Below are 19,421 nucleotides of genomic sequence, written 5' to 3'. Positions count from 1 at the left end.
GGAAGATAACTATCTTCCCTCATATTGATTTTCGTAGTAAGCCTGGTAATTTCCAGAAGTGACATCAGAAAGCCACCCTTCATTTTGCAAATACCATTCTACTGTTTTCTCTAATCCTTCTTCAAACTGCAAACTAGGTACCCAGTTTAACTCATTTTGAAGTTTAGTTGAGTCGATAGCATAACGTAAGTCATGACCCGCTCTATCTGTTACGAAAGTAATCAGCTTTGCCGACTCCCCTGCTGCTCTACCTAGCTTCTTATCCATTATCTCACATAATAAATGAATAAGATCTATGTTTTTCCATTCGTTATGACCACCAATGTTATAAGTTTGACCTGTTTTAGCTTGATGGAAGATAACATCAATTGCACGTGCATGATCTTCTACCCATAACCAATCGCGAACATTTTCGCCCTTACCATAAACAGGTACCGGCTGTCCATTCTTAATATTGTTGATTGCTAATGGTATCAATTTTTCTGGAAAATGATGAGAACCATAATTGTTTGAACAATTAGACACTACGATATCTATACCGTAGGTATCATGATAAGCTCTTACAAAATGATCTGAAGATGCTTTTGAAGCCGAATACGGGCTATGCGGATCATAAGCTGTTGACTCAGTAAACATTCCGGTTTCACCTAGTGCTCCATAAACCTCATCTGTTGAAACATGGTAGAATCTTTTCTTATCATAATCGCCTTTCCAATATTCACGAGCCGCATTCAAAAGATTAACGGTTCCAATAACATTCGTCATCACAAAAGCTGTTGGATCAGCAATTGACCTGTCAACATGCGATTCAGCGGCTAAATGAATAACTGCATCGAAATTCTCTTTACCAAATAATTCATTTATAGCAGATGCTTCAGTGATATCTGCTTTAACAAAACGATAGTTTGGTTTATCTTCAATATCAGTAAGATTTGCAAGATTACCTGCATAAGTTAACTTATCCAGATTCACGATCATATAATCAGGGTAGTTATTCACGAACCTCCTTACTACATGAGAGCCAATAAATCCTGCTCCTCCGGTTATTAATATTTTTTTCATGGTTTATAGTTCTTTAGGCAGCCCAAGTTCTTCAGCTACCAGGGATGTTTTGTTCTGATATATCTTAGCAAGTACTGTATTTAACGAATCTCTTAAATCAAACTGAAGGTCTTCGTGTAATTTACTGTACTTACTTAGTACAGAAACTGTCGATTTAACAAAATAAACCGACAGTTTTTCATTAAACTTATGCAATGGCGAAAAAACACCATCATTAAAATCTATTGGAATATGTTTTAATAAATGGACCCTCAATTCCATTTCAGTAGTAACATCTTTAGTTACCTTAAAATGATGAGTGATGCTTCCATTTAACTTACGCATCTTCAATATTGTATCTTTTGACGTGAGCCTTTTGTTAGACAAAAGTTCGTTAACCGTTTCATCTATTGTGGCCAATAACTTTTCATAACGCTCTACCAGATCATGTTCATCTTCAAGCAACTTAAAGTGCAAATGTTCTGTTAAAACCTTATCCTTAGCAATTAGCCTGAGCAATAATTTATCTTTTTCCTTTTCAGGAAGAGACTTTATCTCCAGTTTAAGATCCTTATGCTCACTTAACAGCATCCTAGAATGGGTTGTCTTTTAAATACTTCTCCCAATTCCATGCCGACGACATCATTACGTCGATATCTAATTCTGCTTTCCAGTTTAAATCTCTGGCAGATTTAGTTACATCTCCCCAAACTTTTTCGATATCACCTTCTCTTCTGGCTCCGATAGTGTACTGTAATTTCTGACCAGTTGATTTTTCAAAGGCATCAATCACTTGCAATACTGACGATCCTTTTCCTGTACCTAAATTAAATACCTCATAATTTGAAGCTGCAGCATCACTTTCTAAACGTTTAATGGCTGCAACGTGTGCCTTAGCTAAATCCACTACATGAATGTAATCTCTTATTGCACTTCCGTCTGGGGTATCATAATCATTACCATAAACAGTTATAGGGCCACGTTTGCCAATAGCAGATTGTGTAATAAATGGAACAAGGTTCTGAGGAACTCCAATTGGCAACTCACCAATTAATGCAGTATGATGCGCCCCTACCGGATTAAAATAACGAAGTGAAGTCACTTTTAAAGAAGGAGTAACAGCGCAAGTTTCTTGCAAAATCTCCTCAGCTATTTGTTTTGTGTTACCATATGGTGATTCGGCCTTTTTTGTTGGAGCCTCTTCAGTTACAGGCAACACATCAGGCTGTCCATAAACAGTGCATGATGAAGAGAATACTAACTTAATCGAGCTATTAAACGCATTAATAAGATTAATTAGCGAATAAAAATTGTTCTTATAATATTTTAGTGGCTGTTGAACTGATTCGCCAACTGCTTTAAAGGCTGCAAAATGAATCACGCCATCTATATCAGTATTTTTAGCTACAAATTCAGTTACTTTAGCTTCGTCACAAAGATTAAGCTCAACAAACTCTGGCTTAATCCCTATAATTGCTTCTATTTGATCAAGTATTTTAGGATTAGAATTAGAAAGGTCATCGACAATTATCACCTCATATCCTGCATTGTGTAATTCAACCACTGTATGGGAACCAATAAAACCGGTTCCTCCAGTTACTAATATTTTAGACATTCTTATTAACGGTTATATGTTGTAAAATCTTTATGTTCTTTATCTATTAACGCTTCTTTTGGTAATGATTTAAAGTACTCGTAAGTAATCTTTAATCCTTCTGCACGACTTACTTTTGGTTCCCAACCTAAAATTTCTCTCGCTTTTGTAATATCCGGGCGACGTTGCTTCGGATCATCAACAGGCAAGTCTTTTAAAACTAGTTTTTGCGAAGTACCCGTTAATTTGATAATCTCTTCTCCAAACTGCTTAATTGTAATTTCATCTGGATTCCCGATATTAACCGGCATAGCATAATCGCTCAATAACAACCTATAGATACCTTCTATAAGGTCATCAACATAGCAGAAAGATCTGGTTTGAGATCCATCACCAAATACGGTTAAGTCCTCACCTCTTAATGCCTGACCAATAAAAGCAGGTAAAACACGTCCATCATTTAGTCGCATTCTAGGCCCGTAAGTATTAAATATTCTCACTATTCGTGTTTCCACTCCATGAAAAGTATGGTAAGCCATTGTCATAGCTTCCTGAAAGCGCTTAGCTTCATCATAAACACCTCTTGGGCCTACCGGGTTTACATTGCCCCAGTATTCCTCTGGTTGTGGATTCACACTTGGATCGCCATAAACTTCTGACGTAGATGCGATTAACATCCTTGCATGTTTATTTTTCGCCAATCCCAACAAATTATGCGTTCCCAAAGATCCAACCTTTAAAGTCTGAATAGGTATTTTAAGGTAGTCGATTGGACTAGCTGGCGATGCAAAATGAAGTATATAATCCAATTTACCGGATACATGAACAAATTTTGAAACATCATGGTGTGCAAACTCAAAGCACTCCAATCCAAATAAATGCTCTATATTTTTCAGATCTCCGGTTATCAGGTTATCCATGCCAATAACATAGTAGCCTTCTTTTATAAACCTATCGCATAAATGCGATCCTAGAAAACCGGCAGCTCCGGTAATTAAAATTCTTTTGCGTCCCATTAATTTATCAGCTTACGGCCTATACTGTTATAATAATATCCTAAATCGATCATTTTCTCAAGATCATATAAATTACGTCCGTCAAAAATAACCTTATTTGTTAATGTCTGTTCCATTCTATCAAAATCCGGATTTCTGAAAACAGACCACTCTGTTGCAATCAGTAATGCATCTGCACCCTCTAAAGCTTCATATTGATTACTTGAGTACTGGATTTTATCGCCAACCACTGCTTTTACGTTATTAACACCTTCAGGATCGAAAGCAGCAACAGTTGCACCATGTTTTAGTAGCTCATTAATAATGTATAAAGCCGGTGCTTCACGGATATCATCAGTTTCAGGTTTAAAAGCCAAGCCCCATAATGCAAAGTGCTTACCTTTTAAATCATTTTTATAGTATTTCAAAAGTTTATCAACCAAAACAACTTTCTGTTTTTCATTCACGTTCATTACAGCCCTAAGAATCTGAAAATCATAATTGTGTTCATCAGCAGCTTTAGCTAATGCCTGTACATCTTTAGGGAAGCAACTACCGCCGTAACCAATACCCGGGAACAAAAATCTTTTACCGATTCTGTCATCTGACCCGATACCTTTACGCACGGCATCAACATCAGCTCCAACAATTTCGCATAGATTCGCTACCTCGTTCATAAAGGTGATTTTAGTAGCCAGGAATGAATTAGCAGCATATTTTGTCAATTCAGATGAACGCTCATCCATAAATAGAATTGGATTCCCTTGTCTAACATACGGACCGTATAATTCTAAAAGTAACTTCTTTGCTCTTTCGCTACGTGTACCAATAACTACCCTATCAGGCTTCATAAAGTCATCCACAGCAACACCTTCGCGCAAAAACTCTGGATTTGACACTACATCAATCTCAACGGAAGTGTTTTCTGTAAATACTGCCTGAACTTTATCTGCAGTTCCTACAGGAACAGTCGACTTATTGATAATTACTTTATACTCCGTTACCAGCTTAGAAATATCTTTTGCTGCACCTAGAATATATGATAAATCTGCAGCACCATCCCCACCTGGAGGCGTTGGTAAAGCCATAAAAATAATTTGAGCATCTTTAATCGCCACTGCCAGGTCAGTAGTAAATACCAGCCTTCCCTGAGCAATATTTCTATGAAACAAAATATCTAATCCGGGTTCATAAATAGGAATCTCACCATTCTGCATTTTGAGCACTTTGGCTTCATTAACGTCGACACAAATAACGTCGTTACCAGTTTCAGCTAAACAAGTTCCGGTAACTAAACCTACATAACCTGTTCCTATTACGGCTATTTTCATATATTAATTTGGTTTTAATTTTATTGAAGTATCTTCGGCTAAGATAAGAAATAAACACAAAATGCTTTTGCTTTATAACCTAGCGATTCAACTTTATGGTTTAATTGTTAACATATTCTCCCTGTTCAATAATAAAGCCAAATTCTTTGTTCAAGGCAGAAAGAATATTTTCGAAAATATACAAAAAAAGATAGATCCCACTAAATCAAATATATGGTTTCATTTTGCCTCTCTTGGAGAATTTGAACAAGGCCGGCCTTTACTAGAAAAGATTAGAAATCAATACCCCGAAAAGCGAATTGTAATTACCTTTTTTTCCCCATCTGGGTATGAAATCAGAAAAGATTATGCGTTGGCTGATGGTGTATTTTATCTGCCACTCGATACTGCTAGCAATGCAAAAAAACTAATTGCAGCAATAAATCCTGAAATAGCAGTATTCACCAAGTATGAATATTGGTATCACTATTTCGAAACCCTTCATAAATCGGGAATTCCACTTTACATTATATCAGGTATTTTCAGACCAGATCAAATTTTCTTTAAGTGGTATGGTTCATTCAATCGCAAAATCCTAAGTTTTGTAAACTACTTTTTTGTTCAGAACGAAGAGAGCAAACAACTGCTTAGTCAAATTAACATTAAAAATGTAAGTATAAGTGGTGATACCAGATTTGACCGTGTAGCGGAGAATGCCAAATCCCCAAAAGAATTTGAACTTATCAGCAAGTTCTGCAACAACAAAAGCACACTTATTGCCGGAAGCACCTGGCCTGCCGACGAACGTTTGTTAGCACTGCTTATTAACAAAAGACCTGACTGGAAATTTATAATTGCCCCTCATGAAATAGACAAGGCACATATTGATGAGATTGTAAGGCTTGTTCCAACGGCAATCCGCTATTCTGAATTATCTGCTCAATCTTCCGAAACTCAAGTCTTGATCATAGATAACATTGGCATATTATCCTCTGTTTATCAATACGGAGAGATTGCTTATATAGGTGGAGGATTCGGCGTTGGTATCCACAATACTTTAGAAGCTGCAGCATTTGGAATGCCCGTAATCTTCGGTCCTAAATATGATAAGTTCCAAGAGGCAAAAGATCTCATCTCTATAGGAGCAGCTAGCAGTATTAGTACTGCGGAAGAACTACTCAGCGCTTTCGAAAAATTCACAGAAAATAAAACAGCCGGAGAAACTGCTAAGAATTACGTAAATACGAAAACAGGATCAACAGATCAGATCATAAAACACATCGCTCAGAACTTCTAGCTTACCGCCAATTCCACAAGTGCATCAATAAACTTTGGATTGTCATTTAGGCTTTCAACTAGTTGAACATGCTCACCACCTAAAGCCTTAAATTCTTCATGATATTCAACAGTAATTTCATAAAGCGTTTCCAGGCAATCAGCAACAAACGCAGGACTAAACACAAGCAAACGTTTTTTACCTTCAGCAGCTAATTTCTTTAACACATCTGTGGTATATGGTTGCACCCAAGGCTCTTTACCCAAACGAGATTGGAAGCAAACGGTATAATCTTCTCTGGCAATATTCAATTTCGCTGCAATCAATTTTGCAGTATCATGTCCTTGGGCAGAGTAACAAAACTTATTGGTATCGTTTAAAGTATCACAGCAATTGTCCTTTTTTAAACAATAGCTACCCGTATGGTCACATTTTAACAGCTGACGTTCCGGAAGTCCATGAAAGCTAAACAATACGTGATCATAAGTTTCAGGTTGATACTTTCTCGCATTTTCAGCGAAAACCTCTAACATCAATTCATTATTATGAAAAGAGCTCACAAACGAAACCGGTGGTATGGTTGTCCATTTACTAACAATCTCCATTACGTTTTGTATTACCGAACCACTACTGGCTGAGGCGTATTGAGGGAATAAAGGAATAACTTTTATGCTTTCAACCAAACCAGCTTTCATTTTATCTAAAGCAGACTCAATTGAAGGATTCTGATACCTCATAGCTAGTTCAACGTGATATTCATCACCCAATTTCTCTTGAACTAATGCAGCTTGTATTTTGCTATAGTACAATAGTGGAGATCCGTTTTCATCCCAGATCTCTTTATATAATTTCGAAGTTTTAGGGCTGCGAAAAGGAACTATCACACCTTTAACCAATAATGTGCGGTTAAAAGCATTGATATCAATTACACGTTCATCCATCAAAAACTGATCAAGATATTTGCGTACGTCTTTAACTTCCGGGCTATCCGGAGTTCCTAAATTCACTAATAAAATGCCCTTTTTTCCCATAATATGGCGCGAAATTAACTTATTATACTTTTATGTTCTCTCGTAAAAACAATAATTACTTTTTAATGATTAAGCAGAAAGCTTTTAACCTCTTCCATTAACCACATAGGTGTAGATGTAGCACCGCAAATTCCAACCTTATCTTTAGGAGAAAACCAGTTGAAATCTATTTCTTCAATGTTTGAAATGAAATATGAATTGTCATTATATTTTTTGCAAACATCATACAGTACTTTACCATTAGAGGATTTCTTACCTGAAACAAATAAGATTTTATCATAATTCACTACAAACTTTTCAAGGTCACCATAACGGTTGGATACTTGTCGACAAATGGTATCATTTGCTTTAACATCATATCCCCTATTGATAAGTTCATCCTTTATCTGATAAAATTTGTCTGTACTCTTTGTGGTTTGACTATACAGTGTGAATTTAGAAGGCAAATCAACATTATCCAACTCCGCTAAATCCTGAAAAACAATTGCCTTACCATCGGTTTGGCCTTGTAAGCCAACTACCTCAGCATGACCATGCTTACCAAAGATCAGGATTTGCTCATCATCATCATGTGAGTTTTTAATCCTGTTCTGTAGCTTTAAAACTACCGGACAAGAAGCATCAATTAATGTCAATTCATTTTCTAATGCAAGCTGATAAGTAGATGGAGCCTCTCCGTGAGCTCTGATCAGAACCTTCTCTCTCTTTAAGCCTTGCAATTGTTCATGATCGATAATCCTTAAACCTTTATCGGTTAATCGCTTTACCTCCTCATCGTTATGCACAATATCACCAAGGCAATACAAGTAATCTTCATGATCTAAAATATCTTCAGCCATATCAATAGCATAAACTACCCCAAAGCAAAAGCCCGAAGCCTTATCTATAGTAACGGTTAAATCGTATTCCATCTTTTTCTTGACACTAGTTAATGTACAAAATTACACAAAAAGAGTTTCATATCCTTACAACTTATGTTTACCAGATGTCAATACCTTAATCCAAAGCCCCTTTATTAGTAACACAAAAAGCATTACCATTTGAATCGGATGAAGTAAAACATTAACAAATGGATTCTGTGCAGTAAGAAACGAGATCATTACCCGGCTTAAAAAAATCAAACCTACAGGTAAAACCAAAAGTACCGGCTCAAAATTAAGCAGTACAGCTACAGGCCCGCCAATAACCAATAGCAGGTAAATCAACACGGCCAATACGTTACTTCCAAATGCCAGCAACAATTGCGATGAGACCTTATCAAGGTTCATCCTCTCGTTAAAGTAAACGAACTTATTGCCTAATAAAACTTCAGTTTTAAACTTCATCTGTTTCATTAACCTGGTAATTTCAATACCATCCAAATCCTGTTCATCAACCTGTTCATACCAATTATTCTTCTTATAACTATTGGCCTTAAAGAACATACATGCGGTATTAGTAGCAGCAAATATCTGTTGAGTGCTTAACCTCACCAATCTTAATGGTAAAAGATTTAATAAAACAAAGTCGCCTAAAGGATAAACCAAACGACTTAACAAACCATTAAGTTTTCGATTGGGAATTATACTGAGCAGATCCAAATCAAACACCTTAACCCTATAAATAAGATTATTTATTAGCCCTTTACTAATAGTGGTATTGCCATCCAAAAACAAAATATAGCTACCTGTTGATTTCGCAACTGCTTTTCGCGAAGTTTCAGTGTGTTTTTTAACAATGATCTCCACATTCGAATAATCCTGTGCTTCAATTGAAGTTACCAAAGCAGTAGGATCATCATCTGCATCAGATAAAGAAATTATAATCGAAACCTTATCCGTAAAATGTTTCCCATAATATCCAAGTTTGGGATTGGACAAGAAATTAAACAACGTTACTGAAACCCGTAACACAAGGAATACAAGAACAGCGTAAATAAAAATGATCATAAAGCCTTTCCCTGACTTTTAACGGCAGCTCCGTAGTGCTTATTGTACTCACTTTTCAGCAACTGTAAACTCACATATTCTTCAGCCTCCCAGCTAGCTAAGTAACTCCTGGCTTCCGGTTTCCGTTCACCAAAATAATCTGTAAGATTGGCTGAAAATATAGTCTGAAACTTCTTCTTTGATGCATTCACAACCTGCATCACTCCCTTCTCGAAACTAATACTACCGATATAGCTTGTATACAACTTTCCTTGCGGAAAAATAAGAACCAAATTATCAGGATTATCTAGCAGACCACCTGCATATATTAATGTTTGAACCACATCTTTCCCATTTGTTTCAGCAGCAAAAGCTCCTAAGTATTTTAAAAACCATAATTTCTCATAGTCCTCTTTTGTAACCAGCACATGAAACTGTTTCTTAAATAGCTTTTTATTTAAATAAAACATCAAAAAGCCATCCCACCAGCTAAAATGATTGGCTAATAAAAGTACAGCCTCATCATCTTTAATCTGAAGTTTATTAAAATTATACGAAGAAAAGTCCTTCTTTATGATATAAGCAACATACCAGGAAAAGAACTTAAAAACTATAGGGCTTTTTTGGGACTGGTACATCCCTCTAAAATGAGAAAAATTAGCTTTAAATGCAAACGGTTAGCTTAAATAGACCCTATCCTCTTCTCCTTCAACATCCATTACCACATCTACATGTTCTTTTAAAACCGTAGCCAACTGTAAACCAACAAAATCTGTTGCTATTGGGAAAATTTTATGACTTCTATCAACTAGTACCACTGTTCTAATCTTTTTATGTGGAGTATTCAGGAAAACACCAAGGCCATAAGCCAAAGTCTTACCACTGTTCAATACATCATCAACAAGTATGATTACCTTATTCTTCCAATGCGACTCATCTAAATCCGTATTGGCCACCAGTTTGGTATTCAATCTATCAAGATCAATCCTAAGCATTGTAATTTTAAGATCAGAAATTTTTGTCAACACCTTTTTTAAACGCAAGGCCAATTTATAGCCACGGTCCCATATTCCGGCCAGTACAATTTCTTTCTCATTTAAATTATCTTCCAAAATCTGGTATGCAATTCTGTTGATCTTTTGCTGTATCTGTTTTTTATCAAGAATAAGTAATTGAGATTCTCCCATCTGGTATCACATTGTTTATACTACAAAAAGAACCATTTTAAGGTTCATATTCAAACTTAGATTAAAATATTTTTATATCCCTTAAAAAAAAGTTTACAAATCGTGCAACGTTTAGCCCCCTGTTGCGTCTAATTAATAAACCATCATTCAAAAACCTAATATGAAAACATCATCTATACTTAAATCCGCACTAACACTTCTAATCTTTACAGCCTCTGTGATATCCCTAAAGGCACAACAGGATAAAGATGTTGCAATAAAAAACTTTAATGAAGTTTCAGTTTCAAGTGGAATAGACTTATACCTTACTCAAAGTAATTCAGAGAATATCCGTATCAATGCTCACCCAGATCTTATTAAAGATGTGATTATTGAAAAAGAAGGAAATAATCTAAGAATCAAATACAAAGATGGCGTTAACTGGGGTCGCATATTTAAAAATCAATCTATCAAAGTTTACGTAAACTACAAAACACTTACTGCTATATCGGCAAGTGGTGGCAGTGATGTATATACTCAAAACACGCTGAAAACAGACAGGTTATCACTAAGTGCATCCGGAGGTTCAGACTTGAAATTAGACGTAGTTGCTAAAGATGTCGAAATACAAACAAGTGGCGGCTCTGATCTTGATTTAAAAGGTAGCGCTACAAATATGGAGGTTTCTACAAGTGGCGGCAGCGATGTAAACGCACTTAATTTTGTAGTTGATTATGCAAAAGTAAGTTCAAGCGGCGGGTCTGATGCAAATATTTATGTTAATAAAGCATTAGAAGCAAGTGCCAGTGGAGGTAGTGATATAAACTACAAAGGAAATGCATCAGTAAAAAACAACTCCAGCAAAAGCGGAGATGTTAACCGAATAAAATAAAGTTTAGTTTAGTTTTTAGTTATTCCTGCCAAACGGATGTCTGGCAGGAATTTTTATTTTAGCTCGCCTTTACTTTTTATAAGGATAATAAATAAAGTTCGCCCCTTCGGGTACGATTACAAAAACACACATAAAGTCTTCAGGTTTTTTGTAGCTTTTAAGAAACAATGCTTTTTTATCCGGTTGGATAATACCTTTCTCTATAAACTCTTCGAAAGTAGAAACTTGTATGGTCCACTCCGTATTTAGTTCTTTTCTATCCAGAATTACCTCTCCAATATTTACAACGTACTGGTGAGCTATAAAAATAGGATTAGCGGTTATTCCTTCCACCATTATATCTACTGCAACCTCTTTAATAGAATCAGCATATAAATCCAAATCCTTTTCAAGGCTTACCAAAGGACTTTGCTTTTTCTGTTCTGGTTTTCCGCCTTCCGATTCCTGTGGCAATAATTCTTCTATATCCATTTTTTAATTATTCTCTAAATTATCTTGCGGTTTGCTACCTACAAATTTTAACAACACAACATTCTCAACATGCTGAGTATGCGGAAACATATCAACCGGCTTAATACGAACTACCTCATATTTTTCTTTTAACAAAGCCAAATCTCTTGCCTGGGTAGCTGCATTGCAACTCACATAAACAATTTTCTCAGCTTCCATCTCAAGTAATCTTTCAACTACGTCGGCGTGCATTCCAGCCCTCGGTGGATCTGTTATTACCACATCAGGTTTACCATGATCAGCAATAAAATCTCTTGTCAGGATGTCCTTCATATCACCGGCATAGAAAATCGTATTCTCTATTTTATTAAGCTCCGAATTAAACTTAGCATCCTCAATAGCTGTAGGTACATATTCAATTCCAACAACCTGTTTCACACTTCTCGCTACAAAATTGGCAATAGTACCTGCACCGGTGTATAAATCATAAACCAGTTCATCACCAGAAAAACCGGAAAATTCCTTCGTGATTTTATACAACTCGTGAGCCTGATCTGAATTGGTTTGATAAAAAGATTTCGCACCAATTTTAAACTTTAGACCGTCCATTTCCTCAAAAATGTAATCCCTACCCGCGTAAGTAATTACATCCTGGTCAAAAATGGTATCGTTCTTCTTTTGATTTAATATGTAAAGTAATGAAGTGATTTCAGGGAAGTTTACTTTCAGATATTCCATTAAGCCATCTACCTGTTCTTGTTCTGCATACGCAAAAACCACAACCACCATTACTTCTCCTGTAGATGAAGTACGTATAATCAGGTTTCTTAAGCTACCTTCATGATTACGCAAATCGTAAAAAGACAGTCCGTTTTCTAAAGCATATGCTCTAACGCTATTTCTTAATGTATTAGATGGCTCAGCTTGTAAATAACAATGCTGTATATCTAAAATTTTATCAAACCTAAGTGGAACGTGAAAACCAAGGGCATTCATTTCCAGGTCCTCATTTGGCCCTTCTGAATCCTCTGCTCTATCCGCCATATCTTGTTTATTTAACCAGCGTTTATTAGAAAACGTGTATTCAAGCTTATTGCGATAGTATTTATTTTCTGCAGAACCTAAAATTGGCTCCATTGCAGAAGTATCAATCTTTGCGAGACGCTGTAAAGCAGCCTCCACATTTTTATGTTTAAATTTCAATTGAGCATCATAGCCCATGTGTTGCCATTTGCAACCACCACAGGTACCAAAGTGCTGACAAAAAGGATCAACCCTTAAATCAGAAGCTTCATTTAAGCTTTCAATTACTGCTTCAGCAAAATTCTTCTTTTTCTTTACTATGCGAACATCAACCACATCACCCGGTACGGCTTTATCCACAAATATTACCAATTCATCTGCTTTACCAACACCCTTGCCTTCCTCGGCAATATCAATAATACTTAAATTGGGGATGATGGTTACTGTTCCGGCTTTTCTATTTCTACTCATTTGCCGCAAAATTAGATAAAATTTCAGACATACTGATCTCCGTCAGGTAATCAAACACCTTTCAAAGAAAAGAAAATGCAATATCAAACTCTACTTACCAAAAACTTTAAGGATTAAACCAAAAATGCCTTCAACCAGATTAAAGCTCATATCAAACTTCTCATCAACCATTACAGAAATCTCTAAAACCTCTTTACTCATAATATATTGACGTATATGGCCAAATATAAATGTTTTTATACCGAATACCAAAACGGTATAAGTTAAGGTTTTGTAAAGAAACCTACAATGCGGCCTTTACCAGGAAGGGAAGAAGTTCTTTCTGAAAACTAACGAAGTTCTTACGAACGTCAGAATCACTAACAGAAGTGAATGCGAATGAGAACACAATGCTCTTGCTGGCTTTTAACAAAAATGCAAGTCCCTCTTTACGCGATGGATTATTTTTAAAATGATCAAGCTCCAGATAAGCAGAAAGTAATAACGACTCCAACTGATCAGATAAATGCTTTAGAAAGTCTTGTGAGTTGGCATTCTCTCTAACAAAATCCCAACCAATAAACTCATTGCAAACCGTATAAGTAAGTCTGCATGTTTTCATTACAAGTGCCTTAAGATGCTCTTCTTCATCAGCAAACTGAGCTTTATTTTTTAAAATCTCATGAAGATTTAAGTCCAGATAATCCATTAGGATAGCATCAAGAATCTGCTCTTTACTTTCAAAATACTTGTATATAGTTGCCTTAGCTATTCTGGCTTTTCTGGCAATTTCATTAACACTTGTTTTATGATAGCCGTACTTTCTGAACAGTTCTTTAGCAGACCTGATTATACTTTCCTTTATTTTCTCTGGTTCCATTAATTACTTACATTTATAGTTTGCCCACCACGAAGTGATGTACTATAAGACTTTAAATTACGTACAGCTGGTGCCTTTTGCGGAGTTCCATCCAACAGTAAAAACTTAGCTCCTGTACAAGGATCAGTAGCAGTAATTCCGGTTGAATCCGGTACAACTGCACAGCCCCCATTTTGAGGGTTTACCGAGCTCGCTCTATCGAACGCCCTATAACCACTACCAACTGCAACTATCATCAAGCCCTTAACGCCTTGGTTACTTACCAATAATACACGATTCTTAGCTTTAATATTAAATTCCTGAACAGTCACATTATATTCCACGAAAACATTAGGAATCATTTCACTTTCCTTTCCGCAACTCAAAAAAGTGACCGCCAATAAAAATAACCCAGCTAATTTTTTAATCATTATATCAATGATGTTTTATATTGCTTTAAAAAGCGAGCATCGTTTTCAGAGAATAAACGTAAATCTTTGATCTCAAATTTAAGGTTGGCAATACGCTCAATACCCATTCCAAATGCAAATCCGCTATATTTCTTACTGTCAATACCACAATTTTCTAAAACGTTAGGATCAACCATACCACATCCTAAAATCTCAACCCAGCCGCTATACTTACACATCTGACAGCCTGCACCTTTACAGATTGTACAAGAGATATCCATTTCAGCAGATGGCTCTGTAAAAGGGAAATAAGATGGGCGGAAGCGAACTTTCGTACCCTCACCATAAAGCTCCTGAACAAAATAGAATAACGTTTGCTTTAAATCAGCGAATGAAACATTCTCATCAACATACAAACCTTCTACCTGATGGAAAAAGCAATGTGCTCTTGCAGAAATAGCCTCATTACGATAAACACGACCCGGCATAATTGCTCTAAATGGTGGCTTACCAGCCTCCATCATCCTTACCTGTACAGATGAAGTATGGGTACGTAAAGCAATATCACCTTTTTCGCCTCCTTTTTTAATAAAGAAAGTATCCTGCATATCTCTTGCCGGATGTTCTTCCGGGAAGTTCAAAGCAGAGAAATTGTGCCAGTCATCCTCAATTTCAGGACCTTCTGCTACAATAAAACCAAGTTTATTAAAAATCTCAATGATTTCTCGTCTAACCAATGCTAATGGATGGCGGGCTCCAATTTCAAACCCTTCACCCGGCAAGGTTAAATCTATACCGGCATCAGTTGAAACTTCTTCTACCCCACCCTGATCTTTCAAAGTCTGATATTTAGCTTCTGCCAGTTGTTTAAATTCGTTCAAAACCTTCCCCAGAGTTCTTTTCTCTTCTGGTGAAACGGCCTTAAACTCATCAAAAATATCTTTGATAATTCCTTTAGTACCAAGGAATTTTATACGGAATTGTTCTAATTCATCTGCCTTATCAGTTGAAAAAGCATTTATTTCGGCTGTATATTGTGTTATCTTGTCTTGTAACATGGCGACAAATATACAGCTATTTATATAATATATTTATAATGGCTGAGTCCAAAAATCATCATGAAGTATCACTCCATACAGAAAATGGACTCAGCCGCTTAATTTTATATTACGCCTAACGCTTTACCTACTTTAGTAAATGCAGCAATAGCTTTATCTAAATGGTGTTGATCGTGAGCAGCTGACAATTGTACGCGGATCCTTGCCTTACCCTGTCCTACTACCGGATAATAGAAACCGATTACATAAATACCTTCTTCAAGCATTTTCGCAGCAAATTCCTGCGCAAGTTTAGCATCATAAAGCATCACCGGAACAATTGGGTGTACACCTTCTTTAATGTCAAAACCAGCTTCAGTCATTTTTTTACGGAAGTAAACCGTGTTGCTCTCCAATTTATCTCTTAAATCAGTAGTTTCACTTAAAAGATCCAAAACTGCTACAGATGCACCTGTAATTGCAGGAGCAAGTGTGTTCGAGAATAAATACGGACGAGATCTTTGACGCAACATATCAATGATTTCTTTTTTACCTGATGTAAAACCACCTGATGCACCACCAAGAGCTTTACCCAAAGTACCGGTAATTATATCAACCCTATCCATCACATTGAAATGTTCATGAGTACCACGACCGGTTTTACCCATAAAACCAGTACAATGCGACTCATCAATCATCACAAGTGCTTCATATTTATCTGCTAAATCGCAAATCTTATCTAACGGAGCTACCACACCGTCCATAGAGAAAGCACCATCAGTAACAATAATACGATGTCTGGAATCCTTAGCGGCAATTAATTGCTGCTCTAAATCTGCCATATCCGCATTTTTATACCTAAAACGCTTTGCTTTACACAAACGCACACCGTCAATAATAGATGCATGGTTCAATTCATCAGAAATAATTGCATCCTGATCATTAAACAATGGTTCAAAAACACCACCATTTGCATCAAATGCAGCCGCATATAGAATTGTATCTTCTGTACCTAAAAATTTAGAAAGCTTTTCTTCCAATTCTTTATGCACATCCTGAGTACCACAGATAAAACGTACCGACGACATTCCGTAACCATATTTATCTATTGCTTTCTTAGCCGCATCAATAACAGCTGGATGAGACGATAGTCCCAAATAATTATTTGCACAAAAGTTGATCACCTCCTGACCAGTGCTGATCTTAATATCCGCTCCCTGAGGGGTTACAATAATACGTTCACGTTTAAATAAACCGTCTTTTTCTATTTGCTCCAGTTCTTGTTTTAGAACCGGTTGTAAAGTTTTGTACATATTTATAAATAATTAGTGCAACCAAAGTTATAAAAATATCATCTTGTGTAGGTAAAGCATTTAGATGACCCTTGCAAACTTTAACACAAAAATTCTGTTTAGTATTAACAACTAATCCGATATTTAAGCTTTAAACCCAATTAATGAAGAACATTTTTTTAACGCTATTCCTACAAATATGCACGCTTAGTCTATCAGCACAGCAGTTTAAGCTTGGGGGTTCAATTAAAGATACTGATGGACAATCTGTTCCTTTCGTATCTGTATACATAAAAAATACAACTACCGGAACATCGGCTAATGTTGATGGAATCTATTCATTAAGTATTCAAAAGGGAACTTTTACCATTGTTTTTAAAGCAATCGGCTATAAAGCATTAGAGAAAGATATAACTATCGAAGACAACATAACAGAAAACATAACAATAACCCCCGAAACCTATACCCTGGCCGGAGTAACCATAGATGGAAATGCTGAGGACCCTGCCTACGAAATCATCAGACAAGCCATTAAAAAAAGAAAAGAACATTTAACAGAGGTAAAAGCCTATAAAGCCGATGTATATATTAAAGGAGTACAAAAACTTGTTGGCGCACCAAAAAGATTCTTTGGACGAGACATTCAAAAAACACTTGATCTTGATACGAACAGAAGAGGGATTTTATACTTATCAGAATCAACCTCTACCTTTTCTTACGAACGTCCTGATAAGATCCATGAAGAAATGGTCTCTTCAAAAATTGCAGGCCGTAACAATGCCTTCAGTTTCAATAAAGCATCAGACCTGATTATTAATTTTTATGAGAACATCTTATTAGAGAATAAACTGAGCGCCCGTGGCTTTGTATCTCCAATTTCCGACAATGCCTTTCTCTACTACAAGTATAAATTATTGGGTGTTTCTACAGAAAACGGAGAAATCATTAATAAGATACAAATCATCCCTCGTCGTGACCACGACCCTATTTTTAGAGGTATTATATATATTAAGGATGATACCTGGCACCTTGTTAATGCCAATGTATACTTAACAAGTAACTCAGGCATCAACCTGCTCGATACCCTAAATATTTCGCAACAATTCCTTAAAACTGAAAACACATACATGCCTTCAAACGTAAACTTTCAGTTTAATGGCAATGTGCTTGGCTTTAAATTCGAAGGTTATTACGTAGGTGTTTATAGTAATTATAACCTCCACCCTATTTTCCCAAAAAACTACTTCACCGGAGAAATCCTCAAAATAACCAAAGCTGTAAATGAAAAAGACTCACTGTTTTGGCTTAACAACCGACCAATTCCGCTTACCAAAGAAGAAAGTCGTGACTACGTTAGAAAAGACAGCGTAGCCGCCCTTAAGGTCTCAAAACGCTATCTCGATTCCTTAGAGCGTGAAAACAACAAGTTTGGAATTATAAAGGCTGTGGTAACCGGCTATACTATAAATAATAGGTATGCCCAAAAGTATTACAGTTTTGATCCCCTTTACCGATCTATATTTTACAACACAGTTGAAGGTTTTGCAATTAAATACGGCGTAACCTATACAAAACGGCTACAAGACAGGCGCTACTATAGCGTACGCCCAGAATTCAGGTACGGATTTTCTAACAAGACGCTAACCGGAAACCTATCTGCAAATTATTATTACAACCCTATAAAACGTGGTAATATTAGCATGAGTGCCGGTTCGGGCATTTACGACTTAAACAATTTGGGATCGATGAGTCTTTTGGCCAACTCTGTTAACTCCTTATTTTTCGAAACCAACTTCTCTAAATTCTATAAAAAGGAATTTGCAAATATTGGTACCTCAAGAGAATTAGCAAATGGCCTATTAGCAACAGTTCTGGTAGATTACTCACGAAACACCAATCTTGTAAACACAACAACTTTCAAAGTAAAAGACTTAAAAGGCGAAACCTTTACCTCCAACAACCCTTTTACACCAGATACTGAAACTCCGCTATTTCCAACATACAAAGCATTAACGGTAACTGCATCATTAAACTATACTATTGGTCAGCAGTACATCACCCGCCCTGATGGTAAATTTTATCAAGGCTCAAAGTACCCTACAATTAACCTTACGTATAAAAAAGGTATAAACGAATTATTTAATAGTGATGTAGATTACGACTTATTGTCGTTAGAAGTTTCTCAAAACCGCATTAGTGCAGGTTTATGGGGTTATTCATCATTTGTAGTAGGTGCCGGCAAATTCATTAACAATAAGACAGTTTATTACCCTGATGCTAAGCATTTCAGAGGTAACAACTCATTATTAGGGCAACCGGATTTAAGGAAATTCTTATTCTTAGATTTTTATCTTTTCAGCACAAACCGTCAATATGTAGAAGCACACTTTGAGCATAATTTCTCAGGTTTATTAACTAACAAAGTGCCAATGTTGCGCAAGTTAAAATTAGAAGAGCTTGTTGGGGTTAGTTATTTGAGCCAGCCAATAAAAAGGAACTACACAGAGTTTTACTTTGGCTTACAACGATTGATTTTCAAAGCAACCTACGGCTTTGCTTATGATGGCAACAAAAGGGTAAATCATGGGTTCAGGTTGTTTTACGGATTCTAGTGGTTTGAATAGGTATCTGAGCACTGTAGGGCATCTAAGTATTGTAGGTATCTAGTATTGTAGGAATCTTAGTAGG

20 protein-coding genes are annotated in these 19,421 nt (G+C 36.3%); 3 read left to right on the top strand and 17 right to left on the bottom strand.

Annotation, left to right across the window (positions count from 1 at the left end):
* Positions 1-9: 9 nt before the first annotated feature.
* Genes rfbB through HQN83_RS23020 form a run of 5 tightly spaced genes read right to left on the bottom strand, consistent with a single transcriptional unit; the run spans position 10 to position 4,961 of the window.
* Positions 10-1,062, bottom strand: a complete 1,053-nt coding sequence (gene rfbB / locus HQN83_RS23040; RefSeq protein WP_173093769.1) for a dTDP-glucose 4,6-dehydratase — start codon at positions 1,060-1,062, stop codon at positions 10-12.
* A gap of 3 nt (positions 1,063-1,065) precedes the next feature.
* Positions 1,066-1,632 (bottom strand): hypothetical protein, encoded by a 567-nt coding sequence (locus tag HQN83_RS23035; protein WP_173093767.1) that lies wholly within the window; start codon positions 1,630-1,632, stop codon positions 1,066-1,068.
* A gap of 1 nt (position 1,633) precedes the next feature.
* Positions 1,634-2,656, bottom strand: coding sequence for a UDP-glucose 4-epimerase GalE (gene galE, locus HQN83_RS23030; protein WP_173093765.1), 1,023 nt, complete (start codon positions 2,654-2,656; stop codon positions 1,634-1,636).
* A 5-nt stretch (positions 2,657-2,661) separates the two neighbouring features.
* Positions 2,662-3,651: a UDP-glucuronic acid decarboxylase family protein gene (locus HQN83_RS23025; RefSeq protein WP_173093763.1), complete on the bottom strand. Its 990-nt coding sequence runs from the start codon at positions 3,649-3,651 to the stop codon at positions 2,662-2,664.
* Positions 3,651-4,961, bottom strand: coding sequence for a UDP-glucose dehydrogenase family protein (locus HQN83_RS23020; RefSeq protein WP_173093761.1), 1,311 nt, complete (start codon positions 4,959-4,961; stop codon positions 3,651-3,653). The genes HQN83_RS23025 and HQN83_RS23020 overlap by 1 nt, the downstream gene beginning before the upstream one ends.
* A 61-nt stretch (positions 4,962-5,022) precedes the next feature.
* On the opposite strand from HQN83_RS23020, the gene HQN83_RS23015 reads away from it, so the two are divergent.
* Positions 5,023-6,237: a 3-deoxy-D-manno-octulosonic acid transferase gene (locus HQN83_RS23015; protein ID WP_173093759.1), complete on the top strand. Its 1,215-nt coding sequence runs from the start codon at positions 5,023-5,025 to the stop codon at positions 6,235-6,237.
* On the opposite strand, the gene hemH is transcribed toward HQN83_RS23015, so the two are convergent.
* The 5 genes from hemH to HQN83_RS22990 form a co-directional block, all read right to left on the bottom strand.
* Positions 6,234-7,247 carry a ferrochelatase gene (gene hemH / locus HQN83_RS23010; RefSeq protein ID WP_173093757.1) on the bottom strand — a complete coding sequence of 338 codons (1,014 nt, stop codon included), beginning with the start codon at positions 7,245-7,247 and terminating at the stop codon, positions 6,234-6,236. The genes HQN83_RS23015 and hemH overlap by 4 nt on opposite strands.
* 62 nt (positions 7,248-7,309) lie before the next feature.
* Entirely contained in the window at positions 7,310-8,158 is an 849-nt protein-coding gene (locus HQN83_RS23005) for a 4-hydroxy-3-methylbut-2-enyl diphosphate reductase (RefSeq protein ID WP_173093755.1), read from the bottom strand.
* Positions 8,159-8,212: 54 nt separating this feature from the next.
* Positions 8,213-9,175, bottom strand: a complete 963-nt coding sequence (locus tag HQN83_RS23000) for a glycosyltransferase family 2 protein (protein ID WP_173093753.1) — start codon at positions 9,173-9,175, stop codon at positions 8,213-8,215.
* Positions 9,172-9,792: a 1-acyl-sn-glycerol-3-phosphate acyltransferase gene (locus HQN83_RS22995; RefSeq protein ID WP_173093751.1), complete on the bottom strand. Its 621-nt coding sequence runs from the start codon at positions 9,790-9,792 to the stop codon at positions 9,172-9,174. The genes HQN83_RS23000 and HQN83_RS22995 overlap by 4 nt, the downstream gene beginning before the upstream one ends.
* Positions 9,793-9,831: 39 nt before the next feature.
* Complete coding sequence (locus tag HQN83_RS22990) at positions 9,832-10,341, bottom strand: phosphoribosyltransferase family protein (RefSeq protein WP_173093749.1); 510 nt, start codon at positions 10,339-10,341, stop codon at positions 9,832-9,834.
* A gap of 160 nt (positions 10,342-10,501) precedes the next feature.
* On the opposite strand from HQN83_RS22990, the gene HQN83_RS22985 reads away from it, so the two are divergent.
* Entirely contained in the window at positions 10,502-11,212 is a 711-nt protein-coding gene (locus tag HQN83_RS22985) for a head GIN domain-containing protein (protein WP_173093747.1), read from the top strand.
* 69 nt (positions 11,213-11,281) lie between these two features.
* On the opposite strand, the gene HQN83_RS22980 is transcribed toward HQN83_RS22985, so the two are convergent.
* The 7 genes from HQN83_RS22980 to kbl all read right to left on the bottom strand — a co-directional run bounded on the left by HQN83_RS22980 (position 11,282) and on the right by kbl (position 16,754).
* Complete coding sequence (locus HQN83_RS22980; RefSeq protein ID WP_173093745.1) at positions 11,282-11,683, bottom strand: hypothetical protein; 402 nt, start codon at positions 11,681-11,683, stop codon at positions 11,282-11,284.
* Positions 11,684-11,686: 3 nt separating this feature from the next.
* A complete protein-coding gene (gene rlmD, locus HQN83_RS22975) occupies positions 11,687-13,156 on the bottom strand; it encodes a 23S rRNA (uracil(1939)-C(5))-methyltransferase RlmD (protein WP_173093743.1) in 1,470 nt (489 codons plus the stop codon).
* A 90-nt stretch (positions 13,157-13,246) separates the two neighbouring features.
* Positions 13,247-13,357, bottom strand: a complete 111-nt coding sequence (locus HQN83_RS22970) for a phenylalanyl-tRNA synthetase subunit alpha (RefSeq protein WP_108207440.1) — start codon at positions 13,355-13,357, stop codon at positions 13,247-13,249.
* An 82-nt stretch (positions 13,358-13,439) separates the two neighbouring features.
* The gene (locus HQN83_RS22965) at positions 13,440-14,015 is read right to left on the bottom strand and encodes a TetR/AcrR family transcriptional regulator (protein ID WP_173093741.1); all 576 of its coding nucleotides are present in this window, start codon (positions 14,013-14,015) and stop codon (positions 13,440-13,442) included.
* On the bottom strand, positions 14,015-14,425 hold the full coding sequence (locus HQN83_RS22960) for a Rieske (2Fe-2S) protein (protein ID WP_173093739.1): 411 nt from the start codon (positions 14,423-14,425) through the stop codon (positions 14,015-14,017). Before HQN83_RS22960 ends, HQN83_RS22965 begins: the two co-directional genes overlap by 1 nt.
* On the bottom strand, positions 14,425-15,462 hold the full coding sequence (gene pheS / locus HQN83_RS22955) for a phenylalanine--tRNA ligase subunit alpha (RefSeq protein ID WP_173093737.1): 1,038 nt from the start codon (positions 15,460-15,462) through the stop codon (positions 14,425-14,427). The genes HQN83_RS22960 and pheS overlap by 1 nt, the downstream gene beginning before the upstream one ends.
* A gap of 104 nt (positions 15,463-15,566) precedes the next feature.
* The gene (kbl, locus tag HQN83_RS22950; RefSeq protein WP_173093735.1) at positions 15,567-16,754 is read right to left on the bottom strand and encodes a glycine C-acetyltransferase; all 1,188 of its coding nucleotides are present in this window, start codon (positions 16,752-16,754) and stop codon (positions 15,567-15,569) included.
* Between the two features lie 143 nt (positions 16,755-16,897).
* On the opposite strand from kbl, the gene HQN83_RS22945 reads away from it, so the two are divergent.
* A complete protein-coding gene (locus HQN83_RS22945; RefSeq protein WP_173093733.1) occupies positions 16,898-19,345 on the top strand; it encodes a DUF5686 and carboxypeptidase regulatory-like domain-containing protein in 2,448 nt (815 codons plus the stop codon).
* Positions 19,346-19,421 lie beyond the last annotated feature (76 nt).

Origin of the sequence: Pedobacter foliorum, from assembly GCF_013266735.1 — a bacterium.
Lineage (GTDB): Bacteria > Bacteroidota > Bacteroidia > Sphingobacteriales > Sphingobacteriaceae > Pedobacter > Pedobacter foliorum.
This window is presented reverse-complemented; position numbering and strand designations above follow the sequence as displayed.